Annotated in this window: 17 protein-coding genes; 13 read left to right on the top strand and 4 right to left on the bottom strand. The window is 69.0% G+C overall.

Annotated features, from left to right (window positions below):
* Window positions 1-15 precede the first annotated feature (15 nt).
* The 5 genes from QLQ15_RS05535 to QLQ15_RS05515 all read left to right on the top strand — a co-directional run bounded on the left by QLQ15_RS05535 (window position 16) and on the right by QLQ15_RS05515 (window position 5,040).
* Window positions 16-783 carry a glycosyltransferase family 2 protein gene (locus QLQ15_RS05535; RefSeq protein WP_283213940.1) on the top strand — a complete coding sequence of 256 codons (768 nt, stop codon included), beginning with the start codon at window positions 16-18 and terminating at the stop codon, window positions 781-783.
* Between the two features lie 198 nt (window positions 784-981).
* On the top strand, window positions 982-1,869 hold the full coding sequence (locus QLQ15_RS05530; RefSeq protein WP_283211839.1) for a glycosyltransferase family 2 protein: 888 nt from the start codon (window positions 982-984) through the stop codon (window positions 1,867-1,869).
* A gap of 5 nt (window positions 1,870-1,874) precedes the next feature.
* The gene (locus tag QLQ15_RS05525; protein ID WP_283211838.1) at window positions 1,875-3,080 is read left to right on the top strand and encodes an O-antigen ligase family protein; all 1,206 of its coding nucleotides are present in this window, start codon (window positions 1,875-1,877) and stop codon (window positions 3,078-3,080) included.
* On the top strand, window positions 3,077-3,919 hold the full coding sequence (locus QLQ15_RS05520; protein WP_283211837.1) for a glycosyltransferase family 2 protein: 843 nt from the start codon (window positions 3,077-3,079) through the stop codon (window positions 3,917-3,919). The genes QLQ15_RS05525 and QLQ15_RS05520 overlap by 4 nt, the downstream gene beginning before the upstream one ends.
* Entirely contained in the window at window positions 3,916-5,040 is a 1,125-nt protein-coding gene (locus QLQ15_RS05515) for a glycosyltransferase family 4 protein (protein WP_283211836.1), read from the top strand. The genes QLQ15_RS05520 and QLQ15_RS05515 overlap by 4 nt, the downstream gene beginning before the upstream one ends.
* Before the next feature lie 8 nt (window positions 5,041-5,048).
* On the opposite strand, the gene QLQ15_RS05510 is transcribed toward QLQ15_RS05515, so the two are convergent.
* From QLQ15_RS05510 to def, 4 genes are all read right to left on the bottom strand, one after another.
* The gene (locus QLQ15_RS05510; RefSeq protein ID WP_345782413.1) at window positions 5,049-6,719 is read right to left on the bottom strand and encodes an ArnT family glycosyltransferase; all 1,671 of its coding nucleotides are present in this window, start codon (window positions 6,717-6,719) and stop codon (window positions 5,049-5,051) included.
* A gap of 44 nt (window positions 6,720-6,763) precedes the next feature.
* Window positions 6,764-8,062, bottom strand: a complete 1,299-nt coding sequence (gene rsmB / locus QLQ15_RS05505) for a 16S rRNA (cytosine(967)-C(5))-methyltransferase RsmB (RefSeq protein WP_283211835.1) — start codon at window positions 8,060-8,062, stop codon at window positions 6,764-6,766.
* On the bottom strand, window positions 8,059-8,979 hold the full coding sequence (gene fmt / locus QLQ15_RS05500; RefSeq protein ID WP_283211834.1) for a methionyl-tRNA formyltransferase: 921 nt from the start codon (window positions 8,977-8,979) through the stop codon (window positions 8,059-8,061). Before fmt ends, rsmB begins: the two co-directional genes overlap by 4 nt.
* Window positions 8,980-9,106: 127 nt before the next feature.
* Window positions 9,107-9,622: a peptide deformylase gene (gene def, locus QLQ15_RS05495; protein WP_283211833.1), complete on the bottom strand. Its 516-nt coding sequence runs from the start codon at window positions 9,620-9,622 to the stop codon at window positions 9,107-9,109.
* 180 nt (window positions 9,623-9,802) lie between these two features.
* Here def and QLQ15_RS05490 point away from each other — a divergent pair, with 180 nt between their 5' ends.
* The 8 genes from QLQ15_RS05490 (at window position 9,803) to QLQ15_RS05455 (ending at window position 18,504) form a co-directional block, all read left to right on the top strand.
* On the top strand, window positions 9,803-10,951 hold the full coding sequence (locus tag QLQ15_RS05490; RefSeq protein WP_283213939.1) for a LysM peptidoglycan-binding domain-containing protein: 1,149 nt from the start codon (window positions 9,803-9,805) through the stop codon (window positions 10,949-10,951).
* A gap of 76 nt (window positions 10,952-11,027) precedes the next feature.
* A complete protein-coding gene (dprA, locus tag QLQ15_RS05485; protein WP_283211832.1) occupies window positions 11,028-12,164 on the top strand; it encodes a DNA-processing protein DprA in 1,137 nt (378 codons plus the stop codon).
* Window positions 12,165-12,239: 75 nt separating this feature from the next.
* The gene (locus QLQ15_RS05480; protein WP_283211831.1) at window positions 12,240-12,728 is read left to right on the top strand and encodes a DUF494 family protein; all 489 of its coding nucleotides are present in this window, start codon (window positions 12,240-12,242) and stop codon (window positions 12,726-12,728) included.
* A gap of 78 nt (window positions 12,729-12,806) precedes the next feature.
* Window positions 12,807-13,532: a GYF domain-containing protein gene (locus tag QLQ15_RS05475; protein ID WP_283211830.1), complete on the top strand. Its 726-nt coding sequence runs from the start codon at window positions 12,807-12,809 to the stop codon at window positions 13,530-13,532.
* A 25-nt stretch (window positions 13,533-13,557) separates the two neighbouring features.
* Window positions 13,558-14,475, top strand: coding sequence for an RDD family protein (locus tag QLQ15_RS05470; protein ID WP_283211829.1), 918 nt, complete (start codon window positions 13,558-13,560; stop codon window positions 14,473-14,475).
* A gap of 226 nt (window positions 14,476-14,701) precedes the next feature.
* Window positions 14,702-17,212 (top strand): DNA topoisomerase I, encoded by a 2,511-nt coding sequence (locus QLQ15_RS05465; RefSeq protein WP_283211828.1) that lies wholly within the window; start codon window positions 14,702-14,704, stop codon window positions 17,210-17,212.
* 13 nt (window positions 17,213-17,225) lie between these two features.
* A complete protein-coding gene (gene tsaC, locus QLQ15_RS05460) occupies window positions 17,226-17,789 on the top strand; it encodes an L-threonylcarbamoyladenylate synthase type 1 TsaC (RefSeq protein WP_283211827.1) in 564 nt (187 codons plus the stop codon).
* 97 nt (window positions 17,790-17,886) lie between these two features.
* Window positions 17,887-18,504, top strand: a complete 618-nt coding sequence (locus tag QLQ15_RS05455; protein WP_283211826.1) for a DUF1579 domain-containing protein — start codon at window positions 17,887-17,889, stop codon at window positions 18,502-18,504.
* The last annotated feature ends 52 nt before the right edge of the window (window positions 18,505-18,556 follow it).

Here is an 18,556-nt window from a genome sequence, read left to right as displayed (position 1 = left end):
CGAGCGGCATGTCCGATCTCGGCCTGCATTATCGCGTTCAACGAGGCGGACCGCATCGCCGACTGCATCGCGTCGCTGTCGTTCTGCGACGAGGTGGTGGTGGTGGATTCCCATTCCACCGATGCCACGGTCCGGATCGCCACCGAGCTGGGCGCGCGCGTGGTCCAGCGGCCCTTCGACGGCTTCCGCAGCCAGAAACAGTTCGCCATCGAGCAGGCCACGCACGACTGGGTACTGTGCCTGGATTCGGACGAACGCGTGGGCGATGCGCTTCGCACGTCCATCGAGGCCGAACGCGCGCACGGCTTCGCCGACGCCGCAGGCTACCGTTTCGCCCGCCTGAGCGAGTACTTCGGCAAGTTCCTGCGGCACGGCAACGCGTACCCGGACCGGGTGCTGCGCCTGTTCGACCGCCGCCGCGGCGGCTGGCGCGGCAAGCGCGAAGTGCACGAGGCGGCCAGCGTGGACGGTCCGGTGCGCACGCTGGGCGGCGACCTGATCCATTACCCCTACCGATCGCTCGAGCAGCAGTTGCTCAAGACCCAGCGCTACGCCCGCATGATGGCCGAGCACGACTTCGCCCGCGGCAAGCGCGCCACGCTGGGCAAGCTGGTGCTGTCCCCGGCCTGGCGCTTCTGGCGCGGGTATGTCCTGCGCGGCGGTTTCCTCGACGGCTGGCACGGCCTGGTCTACGCCTACGTCCGCGCCAACTATGTCCGGCAGAAGACCATCATGCTGTGGATGCTGCAGAACGGGCAGCCCGTGACCACGCCGGAACGATGAACCCGACCTGAGCCCGGGCTCCGCGGAACGCTGGAGCTTCGACAGCGTCGCGGTTTCGCGCACGACCTTCGCGGGGACCGCTGCCAGTACACGGGCGACCGCGTACGATACGGGCGGCCTCGACCGGAACACCGGCGCATCCCTGTGCCGGCGGGCATCCGCCTTCCGGAGCGATCCACCCCTGGCCCAGAGAGCCGTATGCCCGGACCGTCCTCGCCCACCGTCTCGCTCGTCATCTGCACCTACAACTGGAAAGAGGCGCTGGCGCTGGTGCTGAAAAGCGTAGCGGCGCAGCAGCGATTGCCGGACGAGGTGATCGTGGCCGACGACGGCTCGCGCGAGGACACGGGCGCGATGCTGCGCGAGATCGCCAAGGACTTCCCCGTGCCGCTGCGCCACGTCTGGCAACCCGACGAGGGCTTCCGGCGCGCGCGCGCGCTCAACCGCGCCTTTGCGGCGGCGCGCGGCGACTACGTGATCCAGCTCGACGGCGACATGCTGCTGCATCCGGAGTTCGTCGCCGACCACCTCGCGCTGGCGCGACCGGGTCGATTCCTGCAGGGCACGCGCATCCGCACGACCGCGGCCGAGGCCAAGCGCCTGCTCGGCGGCGGCCCGGTGCGCTTCGGCTGGTTCGTCGATGCCTACTATCGCGACGACAAGAACCGCAGCACCTACCACTACGGTCGCCGCCACCATTCGGTGCGCGCATTGTGGCTGGCGCGATTGAAGGCGCGCGCCTCCGGTCATCCGATGGGCTGCAACGTCAGTTTCTGGCGCGAGGACCTGGTCCGCGTCAACGGTTACGACGAACGCATGGTCGGCTACGGCAGCGAGGACCTGGAGCTGGACGCACGCCTGCAGCATGCCGGCCTGCGTCGCAGCCAGATCAAGTTCGCGGCACTGACGCTGCACCTGGAACACGGCAGTGCGGGTCCGGCCGATCCGGCCGATCCGGAACTGCCCAACAACAAACTGCTCTACGAAACGAGGCGACAGGGAAGCGTGCGCACCGAACAGGGACTTTCACGACACGCCGCCGAGTTCGCGGAACCGCCCGCGGATCTGAGGCCGCAGGCCGGCTGAGCATCATGAAGTGGAATCCGCTCTCCCATCCGGCCACGGACCTGGCGGCCGGCGCATCGACCGATGCGATCGGTGTGTGGCTGCGCATCGGCCTGCTGTGGCTGGTCATCGGCATGGCGCTCATGCCCGCCGGCCCTTCGCTCAACCCGGGCAAGCCGTACCAGTACATCGTCCTGCTGACGCTGTACGTCCCTGCACTCTTCGCGCTCACGCGCCCCGGACAGGCCGTCGCGTTCTGGCGCCAGCCGCTGGTTCCGGCGGTGCTGGCGTTGCTCGCGTGGGGCTGCCTGTCGCTGCTGTGGAGCCAGACGCACCGTTACGGTGACGAGATCGCACGCAACCTGAGCATCGCGGTGTTCCTGTACGGCTGGTTCCGCGGCACGGGCAACGACGAGGCGGTGATCGAGCGTCTGCTGACCACCTGCGCCTTCGCGCTCGCCGCGGTCGCGGTCGTGGCGATCGCCTGGTATCAGACACATCCGAACGCGGATGCCCGGCAGGCAGGCTTCGGCGTGATGTCCAATGCCAACCTCGCCGCCGCGGCGATGGGGGCGGCGCTGCTGTGGCTGAGCGTGTGGCGCACGCCGGACCGGCGCATGCGCGTCGCCAAGGCGGCCGCGTGGGTCGTGCTCGCGATGTTCGTGCTGCTCACCTTCACGCGCAGCGCATGGGCGGCCATGTTCGCCGCGCTGCTGACGCTGGCCCTCACGCGCCATCGCCGGCCGTGGCGCTCGGGCGTGATCGTGATCGGCGTCGGCGTGGCGTGCGGGCTGCTGTACCTGCCCTCGCTGATCCAGCGCGGCTGGTCGCTGCGCCCGGCGATCATGCAGGGCGCGTGGGACCTGTTCCGCGCGCATCCGGTGATCGGTCTGGGCCAGGGCTCGGAGTTCACGATCCGCGCCGGAAAGGAACTGCTCACCCATGCGCACAACCTGTTCAGCCAGCTGGCGGTGGAGCTGGGACTGGTGGGGCTGGTGCTGTGGTCGGGCATCTGGCTGGCCGTCGCGTGGCGCGGCTGGGTCCACCGGCAACAGCCCATCGGCCGACTCGTGCTGGCCACCTGGGTCTTCGCGATGATCATGGTGCAGTTCGATTTGCCGCACCTGCTCGACAGCCCCAGGCCCGGCTGGCTCGTGCTGTGGTTGCCGATCGCACTCGGCTTCGCGCTCAAGCGACAGGATTCGCCCACCGGCGACGACGGATCCCGATGAAGATCTCCCTGGTCGTCCTCACCTACAACTGGCCTGAAGCACTCGATCTCGTGCTGGCCAGCATCGCCCGTCAGGTGCGACTGCCCGACGAGGTACTGGTGGCCGATGACGGCTCAGGGCCGGACACCGCCGATGTGGTCGTGCGACATGCCGCCACGCTGCCGATGCCGGTGCGCCATGTGTGGCAGGAAGACATGGGTTTCCGTGCCGCTCGCTGCCGCAACCGTGGCATCGCCGCCGCACGCGGCGACTACGTGATCATCCTCGACGGCGACATGGTCCTGCATCCGCAGTTCATCGCCGACCATGAAGCCCTGGCCGAGCGCGGCTTCTTCCTCCAGGGCGGCCGCATCAAGGCCACCCAGGCCGAATCGCAGCGCCTGCTGCAGGGCAAGGCGCCGGTGTTCGCGCCCTGGGCGAAGGCGGATTTCCATGAGTTCGACGGCACGCGCCGGCACTACGCCTTCCGGCAACCGTGGCTGGCGCGGCTGAAGTCGCGATCGCGCAACGGCGGACGCGTGATGAGCTGCAACATGAGTTTCTGGCGCGACGACCTGCTGCGCGTCAACGGTTTCGACGAACGCATGGAAGGCTACGGCGCGGAAGACCGGGAGCTGGCCGCACGGCTGGAGAACGCCGGGCTGCGCCGCCGTCCGCTGAAATGGGCCGCGCTGGCCGCGCACCTGTGGCACCGCTCGCGCGCGCCGGTCGACGTGAACGACATGGACCTGCCCAACAACCGCCTGTTCCAGCAGACGCGGAACGAGCGCATCACGCGCTGCGAGCGCGGCATCGATACGCACACCGACCTGCTCGGCAGCGCGTCCGCGCGTCCATGAAGATCCTCTACACCAACTTCCACGACGGCGACGGTGGCGGCCACACGACCTACATCCGCACGCTAGCGTCGGCCCTTGCCGGTCGCCACGAGATCCACGTCGCCGCACCCGCGTCGAGCCGGCTGAACCGCGAAGCGCGCGCCATCGCGGGCGTCCACGTGCTCGACCAGCCCTTTCCCAACGGCCTCAAGCGCCTGCCGGCGCGACTGCGCGCGAAGCGCCAGCTGCGGCGCCAACTGCAGGAGAACGCGTTCGACATCGTGCACGTGAATGGTTCGGCGGATCATCGCCTGGTGCTGTCCGCGCTGTCCGGAGTGCGTCCCCGTCCGATCGTCGTGCTGACCAAGCACAACACCAAGCCGATGCGCGGCATCGGCCAGTGGCTGCGCGCGCGACGCACCGACGACGTGATCGGCGTGTGCGAGTTCACCCGACGCGAACTGCAGCACACGCCGTACCGCCGCTGCGAACTGGACGTGGTGCACAACGGCATCGACGTGACGCACTGGCAACCGTGGCCGCAGGAAGCGGCCGCACGCGAACGCGCGCGCTGGCTGGCCGATGCGCCCGACGCGCTGCTGCTGGGCAGCAACGCCGGCACCGCCGATTACAAAGGCTGGATGGACCTGGTCGAAGCGCTGGCGATCGCACCGGCGCAGGTGCGCGATGCCGTGCGCGTGGTCATCGCCGGTCGCCCGCCATCCGAGGCGAAGCTCGCGCGCATCGCCGAACTCGGCCTGTCATCGCACGTGCGCTTTGCCGGCGTGCTGCAGGACACCCGCCCCATGGTGGCGGCAATCGACCTGGGCTTCGTGCTGTCCTGGGACGTGGAGACCATCTCTTTCGCATGCCGCGAGATGATGGCGATGGGCAAGCCGGTGCTGCTCACCGACTACGCCGGATTGCCGGAGAACATCACCGTCGGCGAAGAAGGCTGGCTGACGCCGACACGCGATCCGGAACAACTGGCGGAGCGGCTGTCGCAGATCCTCGCGCAGCGCGAACGCCTGCCGACCATGGGCCATAAGGCCCGCGAACGCGCGCAGCGCGAATTCGACGTGAGCCGCTTCGTCGAGCGCACCGAAGCGGTGTACCGCCGACTGGTCGAATCGCGCCGCTGACTGCGGCGTCAGTGACAGCCTTCGCTGGCGGCACCCGGCACGAGCGTCCAGCCGCGCCGGTTGGCATTGCCCAGGTGCTGGGTGCGCGTGCCGTCGATGCACGCGGCCAACGCGACATCCTGCACCAGCAGCCATCGCGTGCCCGGTGATTGGCGCTGCCACGCCAGGCCGCGTTGCATCTGTTCGTCGAACAGCACCTTGAAGCCGAACTCGGTGACGGGCCGGTCGGCCATCAACAGGTTCTGCTCGCGCCAGGCGACCAGGCCCAGTTCCGCGTCCGGCCCGATGCGTCGTCCCACCTCGGTCATCAGGCCGCGCGAGGACGAGGAATCATTGAGCAGCGGCGCGATGGCCAGGCCGAACACCACCCATACCGCGGTGAGCGTGGCCAGCATCGCCACTACCGGACGGCGACGGCCGATCCACAGCAGGCTGCCCACGCCGAAGAATCCCAGCGCGGCAATGCACGCGGCCAGCGCGCGCGCTTCGGCCTCCAGGCTGCGTTCGGCAACGAAACGGCGCTCGAAGCCCGGATCGCCGAACCACATCGCCAACCCGCCCAGCAGCATCGCGCCGGCGAACACCCAGGTGAAGACCGACACCGTGCGCTGCACGCCGCGTCGTCGCAGCAGCCCCGGCAGCAGCGGTCCCAGCGCCAGCGCCATCATCGGCAGCGCGGGCAGGATGTACATGTCGCGCTTTCCGCCCGGGATGGAGAAGAACACCAGCACCAGCACCCACCACGCCAACGGCAGCAGGTAGCGCGGATCGCGACGGCGCAGGCGGCGACGCCAGGCGGGAATCGCCCACGGCAACGCGAGCACCGTCGGCAGCCACATCGTCGCCATCACTTCCAGGAAGTACCACACCGGCTGGCCGTGATCCCACGACGAGCCATACCGCTTCGCGGTCTGGCGCAGCAGGATGTCGTCGACGTAGGCGCGGTAGTCCGGGCTGGTGTTGCCCAGCGCGGCGATCAGCATCGGCACCAGCCACACGCACGCGGCCAGCACGAAGGCGAGCGGGCCGAGCCAGAACTTCGGATCGCGCACATGCACCTTCACGTCCCAGCCGCGCAGCGAGGCGATGCCGGCCGGCAACAACATCAGCAGCACGATGATGCCCACGCCCTTGGTGATGACGCCCAGGGCCGCGGCGGCCCAGCCCAGCATCCACATCGGCCAGTCCGGCCCACGATTGCGTGCGACCTGCAGCACATGGCGCAACAGGCCGTAGTTGCCCAGCGTGATCCAGAACACCACCAGCGGATCGATCTGCGCCTTCTTGGACTGCCAGGTGAACTGCATCGCGAACAGCAACGCATAACCGGCATACACGCCCACGCGGCGTGTCCACAGTCGCGAGCCCAGGTCGACCACGCACCACAGCGTGCCCAGCGCGGCGAGCAGCGAGGGCAGCAGGAAGGCGACGCGCCAGTTGCCGAACAGCGAATGGAAGATCGCCTGCAACCACATGAACAACGGCGGCTTGTCCGAGTACAGCTCATGCCCGCGGTGCGGGAACAGCCAGTCGCCGCTTTCCACCATGTGCCTGGCCACGAGGGCGAAGCGCGGCTCGTCGGCGGGCCAGGGATCGCGCAGGCCCAGTCCGGCACCCAGTACCAGCAGGGCGATGATCCAGAACAACCAGGTGTCGCGGGCGGCGGGGGTCTTCGGCATGCGCGGATGATAGCCGCGGCTTGTGAGACGGATGTCGGAGCGGGTTACAAGGGCCGTTTGCGCAAACGCGCGTAGTAGAACCCGTCCGCGCCCTGCTCGCCCGGCAGGCGCTGTCGGCCTGCACCGGCGATCCGGCCGAGGCGTTCGTCCAGCGGCTCGGCGACGGCGTCCGGCGTGCGCGTCAGGAAGGCCGCGATCTGCGCTTCGTTCTCCGCGCGCAGGATCGAACAGGTCGCGTACAGCAGCACGCCGCCGGGCGCGAGCGTGGGCCACAGCGCATCGAGCAGCTGCGCCTGCGTGGCGATCAAGGAATCCAGGTCCGAGGCGCGGCGGTGCTGCAGGACGTCCGGCTGCCGGCGCACGATGCCCGTGGCCGAACAGGGTGCATCCAGCAGTACCGCATCGAACGCGACGCCGTCCCACCACGTGCGGGTGTCGGCGGCGTCGGCCGCTTCGAGCGTCACGTCCGCGACCACACCGATGCGGCGCAGGTTGGCGCGCACGCGCTCCAGGCGCGACGCTTCCACGTCCAGCGCGGTCATGCGCAGCGAGGGATCGTGTTCGAGCAGGTGCGCGGTCTTGCCACCGGGCGCGGCGCAGGCGTCGAGCACGCGCGCGCCGTGCGGCGGCGACAACGCCTGCACCACCTGCTGCGCGGAGAGGTCCTGCACCGACACGTCGCCATCGGCGAACCCCGGCAACGCGGCCACGGGCACCGCTTCGTCCAGACGCAACGCTTCGGGCCACTCGGCCTCGACGTGCGCGACGATGCCGGCTTCGGACAATCGTGCGACGTAGGCCTCGCGCGTCTGGCGGCGCAGGTTCACGCGCAGCCACATGGGCGGCTCGATCGCACTGGCGTCCAGCACGGCGCGTTCGTCCTGCGGCCAGTCCGCGGCGATGCGATCGCGCAGCCAGCGTGGCCAGTGCGCGTGCGCGTCGCCCGCGGGAATACCTTCGCGCTGCGCACGGCGCAGCAATGCGTTGACCAGCCCGGCCTGGTGCTTGCGCCCCAGCGCGCGGGCGGCTTCCACCGTCGCGGCCACTGCGGCATGCGCGGGCAACGCAAGCGGATCCAACTGCGCGAAGCCCGCGAACAGCAGCGCCTTGAGCTCGCTGTCGCGACGCGGCAGCGGGCGCGGTACCCACGCGGACAACGCCGCTTCGTAACGGGCCGGCTGGCGCAACACGGCGAAACAGATCGCTTCGACCAGCGCGCGGTCGCGCGGATCGGGCAGCGACGGCAGCGCCTGCGCGAGTTCGGCCTTCAGCGAACGGCCACGATTGAGCACCGCGTCGATCACGCGCGCGGCCACCGCCCGCGGAGTCGCGCCGCTGCTCATGGCGTCCTCAGGTCCGGACGCCCGTTGAGGTAATCGGCCGCGGTGATCGCCTTGCCACCGTCGCGCTGCAGCACGCGCACGCGCAGCACGCCTTCGCCGCAGGCGACGTCCAGCCCCTCGCGCGTGGCGCGCAGCAGCGTGCCCGGCGCGGCCGCATGCGCTTCGTCCAGCGCGATCGCGCCATGCAGGCGCAATCGCTCGCCGGCGACGACCGCCTCGGCCATCGGCCACGGATTGAACGCGCGCACGCGATTGGCCAGCGCGTGCGCCGGTTGCGACCAGTCGAGCTTCGCTTCGGCCTTGTCGAGCTTGTGCGCGTAGGTGACGCCTTCTTCCGGCTGCGGTTGCGGCACCGGACGGATGCCTGCGCGCAGCAGGCCCAGTCCGTCGGCCAGCACGCTCGCGCCCAGCTCGGCCAGACGGTCGTGCAACTGGCCGCCGGTGTCGTTGTCGTGGATGTCGATGGCCTGCGACAGCAGCACCGGGCCTGTGTCCAGCCCTTTTTCCATCTGCATCAGGCACACGCCGGTACGGGCGTCGCCGGCCTCGATGGCGCGCTGGATCGGCGCGGCGCCGCGCCAGCGCGGTAACAGCGAGGCATGCACGTTCCAGCAACCGTAGGTGGGAATGTCGAGCACCGACTGCGGCAGGATCAGCCCGTAGGCGACCACGACCATCAGGTCCGGCTGCAGCGCGCGCAGTGCTTGCTTCGAGAGCGCGGTGCGGAAGTTCTCGGGCTGCACCACCTCGATGCCGCGCAACAGGGCCTCGCGCTTGACCGGCGACGGCGTGAGTTCGCGCCCGCGCCCGGCCGGGCGGTCCGGCTGGGTGTACACGGCAACCACTTCGCCACGCTGCGCGGCGGCGCGCAGGCACGGAACGGCGAAGTCGGGAGTGCCGGCGAAGACGATGCGCATGGGCGGGAACCGGGATGGATGAGGCGGATATGGGAACGCGAGGCGGGCCCGGATGGGGCCGTCGCGAGCTCGTGCGGGTGCAGGGGTGGCCCGGAAGCCGGGTTCCCCGTCCTGCTGCCGCTGTTCCTTACGCGGCGGCCTGGCGGCGCGCCTTGGCCAGCTTCTTGCGGACCATCTCGCGCTTGAGCGGCGAGAGGTAGTCGACGAACAACTTGCCGGCCAGGTGGTCCATCTCGTGCTGGATGCACACGGCCAGCAGGCCATCGACGTCCAGCGTGCGTTCCTGCGCGGTGCGGTCGAGGAACTTCACCGTGATGCGGTTGGCGCGGGTCACGTCGGCGAAGATGCCCGGCACGGACAGGCAGCCTTCCTGGTAGACCTGCTCGCCATCGCGGGCAAGGATCTCCGGGTTGATGAAGACCATCGGCTGGTTCTTCTCTTCGCTGATGTCGATCACCATGAAACGCTGGTGCACGTCGACCTGGCTGGCGGCCAGCCCGATGCCCGGGGCCTCGTACATGGTCTCGAACATGTCGTCCAGCAGCGTCTGGAACTCCGCAGAGGCCACGCGCGCGGGATCGACCGGCGCGGCGACGGTGCGCAGGCGCGGATCGGGGAATTCGAGAATCGGAAGCTGGGCCATGGCGTGGAAATGGGGGCGCGTGTCACAACCGCAGGAAGTAGCGTGATTGTAACCCCGTTATGGGGTGACGACGCTTGCAACCCTGTGGTTCTTCTGGGCTATATTGCCGCGGGGCCCCGTGTGGGGAAGCTGCCTGGTGCAGCGATTCAGGGGCGGTAAGGGGATTGCCAGATGGGCACCATGTTCAAACCGCTGCGCACGGTAATGGCCGCTGCGCTGCTTACGATTGCCACCTACGGCGTTGCCGCCGAAGTCGCCGGGGGCCACCCCGACACCTACGTGGTGAAGAAGGGCGACACCCTCTGGGACATCGCTGGCCGCTTCCTCCAGAAGCCGTGGCTGTGGCCCGAGATCTGGCAGGCCAACCCGCAGGTCAAGAACCCGCACCTCATTTTCCCGGGGGACGTCCTGTCCCTGGCCTACCTTGACCGCGTCGCGGTGCAGGAAGGTCCGCGCCAGGAAGCGCCGATCAACACCATCCCGCTGTCCGACGTGGAGTCCTTCCTGAAGGATCTGCGCGTGGTCGACCAGTTCGAGGACCTGCCCTACGTGGTCGGCCTGGAAGAGGACCGCCTGCGCAGCAGCCTGGACCAGGTCGCCTACGTGAAGGGCCTGGCGGACGCTCAGCCCGGCCAGCGTTACGCCGTGGTGCGCCCGACGCAGCGCTACGTCAGCCCCGACCCGGACCGTTGCTGTGGCAACTCCAACCGTCGCGGCGAGACGCTGAACTTCCGCGGCGACCGCGACTGGGGCACCGAGTCGCTGTGGGCCTACCAGATCCCCGCCGGCGGCGGCGAGTTCCTGGGCTACGAGCTGCGGAAGATGACCACCGGCACCATCAGCCGCGGCATCGTCGGCGACGCCGAGGCCGCCACGCTGGTGATCGACGGCGTCGGCGACGAAGTGCGCGTGGGAGACCGCCTCATCCCGGTGGAAGCCCAGCCGTACGACCTGAACTTCATGCCGCACGCTCCGGCCCAGGAGATCGCTGTCGAGAAGGCGCGCGTGATCGCCGTGGCCGACATGATCACCACCGGCGGCACCCGCGACGTGATCGCGCTGTCGGTCGGCTCGGCGGATGGCGTCGACAACGGCACCGTGTTCTCGACCTGGCGCGAGGGCAGCATCGAAGTCGACCGCGTCGCGCACGGCACCAACCGCAGCCCGGATGCTTACGGCCGCGGCAGCAAGGTGAAGATGCCCGACGAGTTCGCCGGCCATGCGATGGTGTTCCGCACCTTCGACAAGGTCAGCTACGCGCTGGTCATGGACGGCGTGCGCCCGACCCGCCTGGGCTACCGCCTGAAGCATCCGGACGCGACCAACTGACGGTTCGGAGTCTTCCGACCCATCCATGCGACGGCGCCTCAGGGCGCCGTCGTCGTTTGCGGCGTAGCGTGCCGCGATGTCACTGTCTCCCGATCGCATCGCGCTGCTGCGCCTGATATCCGCCGGCGGCGCCGCCGGTCCGCGTCGCCAATTGCTGCAGGACTGCGGCACCCCCGCAGCGGCACTGGATGCCGGGCCGGACGTCTGGCGTGCCGCCGGACTCACGCCACCGCAATGCACCGCGCTGCGCCGGCCTGACCCGGTCGACGCGCGCGTCCTCGCCTGGCTCGACGACGACGCGCGGCATCTGCTCGGCTGGCACGACCCCGACTACCCCGCGCCGCTGCGGCGCATCGCCGACCCGCCCCTCGCGCTGTTCGTGGACGGCGATCCCACGCTGCTCTGGCATCCCTCGGTGGCGGTGGTCGGCAGCCGCTCGCCCACGCCTTCGGGCCGCGAGAATGCACGCGATTTCGCCCGCGCCATCGCGACCTCCGGGTTGTGCGTGGCCAGCGGCATGGCGGCCGGCGTGGACACCGTCGCGCACGAAGCGGCGCTGTCCGTCGAAGGCCGGACCGTAGCCGTCCTGGGCACCGGTCCGGACGTGCCGTACCCGCCCGCCAACGCGCCGCTTCGCGACCGTCTCGCCCGCGCGGGCGCCGTCGTGAGCGAGTACGTGCCAGGCACGCAACCGCAGCCGTTCCACTTCCCCTTGCGCAACCGGATCCTCGCCGGTCTAGCTCTGGGCACGCTGGTGATCGAAGCCGCCGAGCGCTCGGGCGCGCTGATCACCGCGCGACTGGCGGCGGAAGCGGGCCGTGAGGTGTTCGCCGTGCCGGGCTCGATCCACAACCCGTTGGCGCGCGGGTGCCACCGGTTGATCCGCGACGGAGCCACGCTGGCGACCTCCGCAACGGAGGTCATCCAGGCCCTGGCGTCGCAGGCGGCGCTGCTGGCGCAGGACTTGCAGATCCGTCTGGACGCCCCCATCCACCCGGTTCAGGGACGTGAGGCCACAGTGGAAGCGGGACTGGGGCACGGCGATGCCGACTACCAGACCTTGTGGCACGCACTGGGCCACGACCCAACCGCTATGGATCAGCTGGTCGAGCGAACTGGATTGACGACCGCTGCAGTGTCCTCCATGCTGCTGCTCATGGAGCTTGATGGCCGCGTGTTTTCACAACACGGCCGGTACTTCCGCAACCGCTGACGGCATGGTCCGGGGCGGCGGCGGGTCACCTGCAAGTTCTGCCCACCGCGCCGCGTGCGGCGCAGGCCGAGGGAAATGAAAGAGAGCATTCTGGACGTCCTGCTGTACCTGTTCGAGCATTACTTCACTGACGATGCGGACCTCGTCCGCGACCGGGATTCGCTCCGCAGCGGCCCTCTCTTCGACGAACTCGGCAAGGCCGGTTTCAGTCCCGCCGAGATCAACAAGGCGTTCGAATGGCTTGACGCGTTGGCCCAGCAGCGGCCCAGCGCCAGCGCCCCGCGCGCCAATGGCCCGGTGCGCGTGTACTTCGGGCCGGAACTGGACAAGCTGGACGTCGAGTGCCGCGGCTTCCTGCTGTTCCTGGAGCAGCACGGCGTCCTGGACGCGGACCAGCGCGAACTGGTGCTCGATCGCGCCATGGCCCTGGACCAGGACGAGATCGACCTGGACGACCTGAAATGGGTCGTGCTGATGGTGCTGTTCAACCAGCCTGGGTCCGAGGCGGCCTACGCCTGGATGGAAACGCAGATGTTCGAGGACGAGCCCGAACCGGTACATTAGTCACGGTTCCGGCGGCCGGGTCTGGGGAGACATCGGCAAGGCCGCTGGGTTCTCACTCAGGACGAGTTCGGGGGCACCATGACGGATTGGTACTACCACGACCCCGCGCGGGGTCGTGTCGGGCCGCATACGGCCGACGAGATGCGCAAGCGATTCCGCGAGCGCCTCATCCAGCGCGACACGCTCGTCTGGCATGCCGCCCTGCCCGAATGGCAGCCGCTGGACCGGCAGATCATCGAACTCGATCTGGCCGGGGTCCAGCCCGATGCCTCGCTGCCACCGCCTCTGCCGCCGGTCATGCCGCGCGCGACGCCCGCCGCTTCCCGCCCGATGCCGGGCGCGCGTCGCACCGCATCCGAGCGCAAGCGCGGCCTGTCGGGCTGCGCGATCGCGCTGATCGTGGTGGCCGCACTGACCGTCCCGATGGTCGGCATCCTCGCGGCGATCGCCGTTCCGGCGTACCGCGATTACACCGTGCGCGCGAAGCTGGTCCAGCTGTATCCCACCGCCGTGGAGATCGAGCATGCGGTCGATGCCCACGTCGCCAACCATGGCCGCTGCCCGGGCAATGACGCGATGGTGCCGGTATTGCGGGACCACTCTTCGCTTCCTGCCTCGAGCGTGGAGTTCGGCGAGAGCGATGGCCGTTGCGGGTTCCTGATCCAGGTGGGCGACATCACCGGCAACCGCGACGGACACGCCTGGATGTTCACCCGCTCCGGGCAGGACGACCCGACATGGGACTGCACCGGCGGCGACCTGCCGACCCGGTTCCGGCCAAGGCAGTGCCGCCCTTCACCTTGATTCCACCGCTTTCGAGGATCTGCACATGACCCAGTGGTACTACAGCGATTCCGACCGCAACCGGCTTGGCCCGGTCAGTGGATCCGACCTCGCCCAGCTGCATGCTCTCGGCCAGCTCCGCCCCGAGACGCTGGTCTGGCGCGAGGGCATGGGCGAATGGACGCCCTGGCGTTCGGTGATGGGTGAGGTGCTCGCGCCCGAAGTGCCCGTCACCGCGACGCAGGACTCCGACGCGCAACGCGCAAGCGCCGCCAACAGCCAATACAACCCGTACGCGATCGCCGAGCCCCGCGTGCGGCCGGCGGTACAGGACGCCCATTCGCCCTACGCGCCGCCGCGTACGGCGGTCGCCGGCGATTACGACTACGTCGCCGACGGCGAGGTGGTCTACGCCGGATTCTGGAAGCGATACGCCGCCTACATGATCGATACGGTGTTGCTGATGATCGTGTTCGGCATCGCGGGCGCCGTGTTCGGCGTCAGCGGCACCTCTCTGATCACCGGCAAGGACACGGGCGCTTTCGGCGTGTTCTACGTGCTGCAGCTGGCGCTGATGATGCTGTACTTCGGGTGGATGCATGCCTCGGTGAACCAGGCCACGCTCGGCAAGCTGGCCGTGGGCATCAAGGTCACCGACGACGACGGCGAGCGGATCAGCCTGCTGCGGGGCATCGGCCGCTTCTTCGCCACCATCCCCAGCTCGCTGATCCTGTGCATCGGCTACCTGATGGCCGCCTTCACCGACCGCAAGCGCGCCCTGCACGACATGATCGCCAGCACCCTGGTCGTGGACCGCTGGGCCTTCACATCCCAGTCGCACCGCCAGCGCCATGAGCTGGGAGGGGTGACCATCACCGTTATCGTGCTCTCCACGCTGCTGATGGTGTTCTACTTCGCGATGATCGTGGTCTTCATCGGCGTCCTGGCGGGCATGAGCCGCTGAGACGGCGAAGCTGAACGGGCCGGGACCGCGATCCCGGTTCCGGCGGGGTAGCGGCGGTCCGGAACGGCCGAGCTTGACAGGCCGGCCCGGCGCATGGGCTCAATAGAAAAAGGAAGCGCCCCCACGCCCGCGGTCCCTACCGCGGGCGTCTGCTTCTTTACCCCTCGCTAACACCCCCATCCAACAAGATTCGCCGGCGGGACCGGGACGGTCCTGCGGAGCCCCCATGGCCAAGAACCTCCTCATCGTCGAGTCGCCTGCCAAGGCCAAGACGATCAACAAATACCTCGGCAAGGACTTCACGGTCCTGGCCTCCTATGGCCATGTGCGGGATCTGGTGCCCAAGGAGGGCGCGGTCGATCCGGAGCGCGGCTTCGCCATGCGCTACGACCTGATCGACAAGAACGAGAAGCACGTGGACGCCATCGCCAAGGCGGCCAAGAGCGCCGAGGCGCTGTACCTGGCGACCGACCCGGACCGCGAAGGCGAAGCGATCAGCTGGCACATCGCGGAGATCCTGAAGGAACGCGGCCTGCTGGAAGGCAAGACCCTGCAGCGCGTCGTGTTCACCGAGATCACCCCGCGAGCCATCAAGGAAGCGATGCTGCAACCGCGCGCCATCGCCAGCGATCTGGTCGATGCACAGCAGGCACGTCGCGCTCTGGATTACCTGGTCGGCTTCAACCTGTCGCCCGTGCTGTGGCGCAAGGTGCAGCGCGGCCTGTCCGCCGGCCGCGTGCAGTCGCCTGCGCTGCGCATGATCGTGGAGCGCGAGGAGGAGATCGAAGCCTTCGTCGCACGCGAGTACTGGTCGATCGAGGCCGAGTGCGCGCACCCGACGCAGGCCTTCACCGCGAAACTCGTCAAGCTCGACGGCAAGAAGTTCGAACAGTTCACCGTCACCGACGGCGACACCGCCGAGGACGCGCGCAAGCGTATCGTCGCCGCAGCCAAGGGCACGCTGCACGTCACCGACGTCGCCAGCAAGGAACGCAAGCGCCGTCCGGCCGCGCCGTTCACCACCTCCACGCTGCAGCAGGAAGCCTCGCGCAAGCTCGGCTTCACCACGCGCAAGGCCATGCAGGTCGCGCAGAAGCTGTACGAAGGCGTGGCGATCGGCGAGGAAGGCACGGTCGGCCTGATCACCTACATGCGTACCGACTCGGTGACGCTGTCGGTCGACGCGATCGCCGAGATGCGCGACGTCATCGCACGCGACTACGGCACGCGCGCGCTGCCCGACAAGCCCAACGCGTACCAGAACAAGTCGAAGAACGCGCAGGAAGCGCACGAAGCCGTGCGTCCGACCTCCGCGCTGCGGACGCCGTCCTCGGTGGCGCGCTTCCTCAGCGACGACGAACGCAAGCTCTACGAGCTGATCTGGAAGCGCGCAGTGGCTTCGCAGATGGTGCCGGCGACGCTCAACACGGTCTCGGTCGAACTGGCCGCCGGCGGCGAGCACGCGTTCCGCGCGTCCGGCACCACGGTCGTGGACCCGGGCTTCCTCGCCGTGTACGAGGAAGGCAAGGACACCAAGGCCGCCGAGGACGAGGACGAAGGCCGCAAGCTGCCGGCGATGAAGACCGGCGACCGCGTGCCGCTGGACCGCATCCACGCCGACCAGCATTTCACCCAGCCGCCACCGCGCTTCACCGAAGCGGCGCTGGTGAAGGCGCTGGAGGAGTACGGCATCGGCCGTCCGTCCACCTACGCCTCGATCATCCAGACGCTGCTGTTCCGCAAGTACGTCGAGATGGAAGGCCGCAGCTTCCGTCCGTCCGACGTCGGCCGCGCGGTGTCGAAGTTCCTGTCCTCGCACTTCACGCGCTACGTGGACTACGACTTCACCGCCAAGCTCGAGGACGAACTCGACGCCGTTTCGCGCGGCGAAGAGGAATGGGTGCCGCTGATGGAGAAGTTCTGGGGCCCGTTCAAGGAACTGGTCGAGGACAAGACCGAATCGGTCGACCGCAGCGAAGCCACCGGCGCGCGCGAGCTGGGCACCGACCCGAAGTCCGGCAAGCCGGTCAGCGTGCGCCTGGGTCGTTTCGGGCCCTATGCGCAGATCGGCGACAAGGACACCGACGAGAAGCTGGAGTTCGCCTCGCTGCGCCCCGGCCAGTCGATGCACACCATCACGCTGGAGGACGCGCTGGAGCTGTTCAAGCTGCCGCGCAAGCTGGGCCTCAACGACGGCCATGAAGTCAGCGTCGGCATCGGCCGCTTCGGCCCGTTCGCCAAGCGCGGCACCACGTATGCGTCGCTGACCAAGGAAGACGATCCGTACACCATCGACCTGGCGCGCGCGGTGTTCCTGATCGAGCAGAAGGAAGAGATCGCCCGCAACCGCATCATCAAGCAGTGGGACGACAGCGACATCCAGGTGCTCAACGGCCGCTTCGGTCCGTACATCAGCGACGGCAAGCTCAACGGCAAGATCCCGAAGGACCGCGAGCCTGCGTCGCTGACGCTGGAGGAAGTCACCCAGCTGCTCGCCGACACCGGCAAGCCGGTACGCGGCCGCTTCGGCAAGAAGGCGGCGAAGAAGGAACCGGCGGTCAAGGTTCGGAAGGAAGCCGCAAAGAAGGCAACCACTGCCGCCAAGGCGCCGGCGAAGAAGGCTGCCAAGAAAGTCGCCGCCAAGAAGACTGTGAAGAAGGCAGTCAAGAAGACCGCGGCCAAGGCGACCAAGAAGACCGCGGCGAAGAAGGTCGTGAAGAAGGCCACCAGGGCCTGAGGCGCGGGCGGCCATGCGCGCTCCGCTGTCCGCTGCAGACGCCGCCGCCGTGCTCCGCCGCGGCGGCGTGATCGCCTACCCCACCGAGGCCGTGTGGGGTTTGGGCTGCGATCCGTTCGACGAAGCCGCGGTGCTGCGCCTGCTGTCCCTCAAGCAGCGTCCGGTGGACAAGGGCGTGATCCTGATCGCCGGCGCCCGTGAACAGCTCGACGGCCTGCTCGACTGGAACGCCCTGACCGACGCGCAACGCGAGGCGGTGCTGTCCTCCTGGCCGGGGCCGAACACGTGGATCGTGCCCACCACGCCACGCGTGCCGCGCTGGATCACCGGCGTGCACGATGGCGTGGCCGTGCGCGTGAGCGCACACCCGGACGTGGTCGCGCTGTGTGCGGCGTTCGGCGGTCCGCTGGTGTCCACCAGCGCCAACCTCGCCGGCGAGCCGCCGGCCTACGCGCGCGGCGAACTCGACCCGCGCGTGCTGGCGCAGGTGGATGGAACCGGCACCGGCGAAACCGGCGGCCTGGCCTCGCCCACCGCGATCCGCGACGCGCGCAGCGGCGCACAGATCCGCGCCTGACCCGCCCGGGAACCCGGCAGCACGCGCCGTTAACGGGCGCGGTCGCAGCATCCCGGCGCCGGCGTTGATCGGCAACGCCCACGTGAAGGAATCCGCCATGAAGATCGCGCAGATGCCGCTGTGCCTCGTCCTGCTGACCGCGCTGCCGCTGGCCGTCGCGGCGAAGGAACCCAAGGCCGCGAAAGCCGCACCGCACCCCACCGCCGAGCAGCAGGCGATGATGGAGGCGTGGCAGAAGGCCGGCACACCCGGTGAACAGCACAAGCAGCTGGCCGGCATGGCCGGCAACTGGACGACGAAGCAGACGATGTGGATGGAACCGGGCGCACCGCCGATGGTGCAGTCGGGCAGCGCCACCGGCACGCTGGTCCTGGGCGGCCGCCACGTTCGCCAGGACTACAAGGGCGAGTGGATGGGCCAGCCGTTCGAAGGCGTTGGCTACACCGGCTTCGACAACGTCACCGGCAAGTACTACAGCAGCTGGATGGACAGCGGCTCGACGGGGCTGTTCGTGTCCTACGGCGACTACGACCCGGCCACGCGCACCTACACCTTCACTGGCGAGATGACCGACCCGGCCGCGGGCGGCGCGAAGATTCCGGTCCGCCAGCTGGTGCGCATCGTCGACAACGACCATCACGTCTTCGACATGTACGAAACGCGCGGCGGCAAGGAAATGCACGCGATGCAGATCGAGTACACGCGCGCGAAATGAGCTCGACGCGCGATGACGCGGTCCGCTGCGCGCCGGCCCCGGGCGGGCCGGC

Origin of the sequence: Lysobacter stagni (assembly GCF_030053425.1) — a bacterium.
Lineage (GTDB): Bacteria > Pseudomonadota > Gammaproteobacteria > Xanthomonadales > Xanthomonadaceae > Lysobacter_J > Lysobacter_J stagni.
This window is presented reverse-complemented; position numbering and strand designations above follow the sequence as displayed.

What these genes read in the sequence shown, in the direction of transcription:
- QLQ15_RS05530 (WP_283211839.1), top strand. Translation starts at nt 982, where the DNA reads ATGCCCGGACCGTCCTCGCCCACCGTCTCGCTCGTCATCTGCACCTAC.
- QLQ15_RS05525 (WP_283211838.1), top strand. Translation starts at nt 1,875, where the DNA reads ATGAAGTGGAATCCGCTCTCCCATCCGGCCACGGACCTGGCGGCCGGC.
- QLQ15_RS05520 (WP_283211837.1), top strand. Translation starts at nt 3,077, where the DNA reads ATGAAGATCTCCCTGGTCGTCCTCACCTACAACTGGCCTGAAGCACTC.
- QLQ15_RS05515 (WP_283211836.1), top strand. Translation starts at nt 3,916, where the DNA reads ATGAAGATCCTCTACACCAACTTCCACGACGGCGACGGTGGCGGCCAC.
- QLQ15_RS05510 (WP_345782413.1), bottom strand. Translation starts at nt 6,719, where the DNA reads ATGCCGAAGACCCCCGCCGCCCGCGACACCTGGTTGTTCTGGATCATC.
- rsmB (WP_283211835.1), bottom strand. Translation starts at nt 8,062, where the DNA reads ATGAGCAGCGGCGCGACTCCGCGGGCGGTGGCCGCGCGCGTGATCGAC.
- fmt (WP_283211834.1), bottom strand. Translation starts at nt 8,979, where the DNA reads ATGCGCATCGTCTTCGCCGGCACTCCCGACTTCGCCGTTCCGTGCCTG.
- def (WP_283211833.1), bottom strand. Translation starts at nt 9,622, where the DNA reads ATGGCCCAGCTTCCGATTCTCGAATTCCCCGATCCGCGCCTGCGCACC.
- QLQ15_RS05490 (WP_283213939.1), top strand. Translation starts at nt 9,803, where the DNA reads ATGTTCAAACCGCTGCGCACGGTAATGGCCGCTGCGCTGCTTACGATT.
- dprA (WP_283211832.1), top strand. Translation starts at nt 11,028, where the DNA reads ATGTCACTGTCTCCCGATCGCATCGCGCTGCTGCGCCTGATATCCGCC.
- QLQ15_RS05480 (WP_283211831.1), top strand. Translation starts at nt 12,240, where the DNA reads ATGAAAGAGAGCATTCTGGACGTCCTGCTGTACCTGTTCGAGCATTAC.
- QLQ15_RS05475 (WP_283211830.1), top strand. Translation starts at nt 12,807, where the DNA reads ATGACGGATTGGTACTACCACGACCCCGCGCGGGGTCGTGTCGGGCCG.
- QLQ15_RS05470 (WP_283211829.1), top strand. Translation starts at nt 13,558, where the DNA reads ATGACCCAGTGGTACTACAGCGATTCCGACCGCAACCGGCTTGGCCCG.
- QLQ15_RS05465 (WP_283211828.1), top strand. Translation starts at nt 14,702, where the DNA reads ATGGCCAAGAACCTCCTCATCGTCGAGTCGCCTGCCAAGGCCAAGACG.
- tsaC (WP_283211827.1), top strand. Translation starts at nt 17,226, where the DNA reads ATGCGCGCTCCGCTGTCCGCTGCAGACGCCGCCGCCGTGCTCCGCCGC.
- QLQ15_RS05455 (WP_283211826.1), top strand. Translation starts at nt 17,887, where the DNA reads ATGAAGATCGCGCAGATGCCGCTGTGCCTCGTCCTGCTGACCGCGCTG.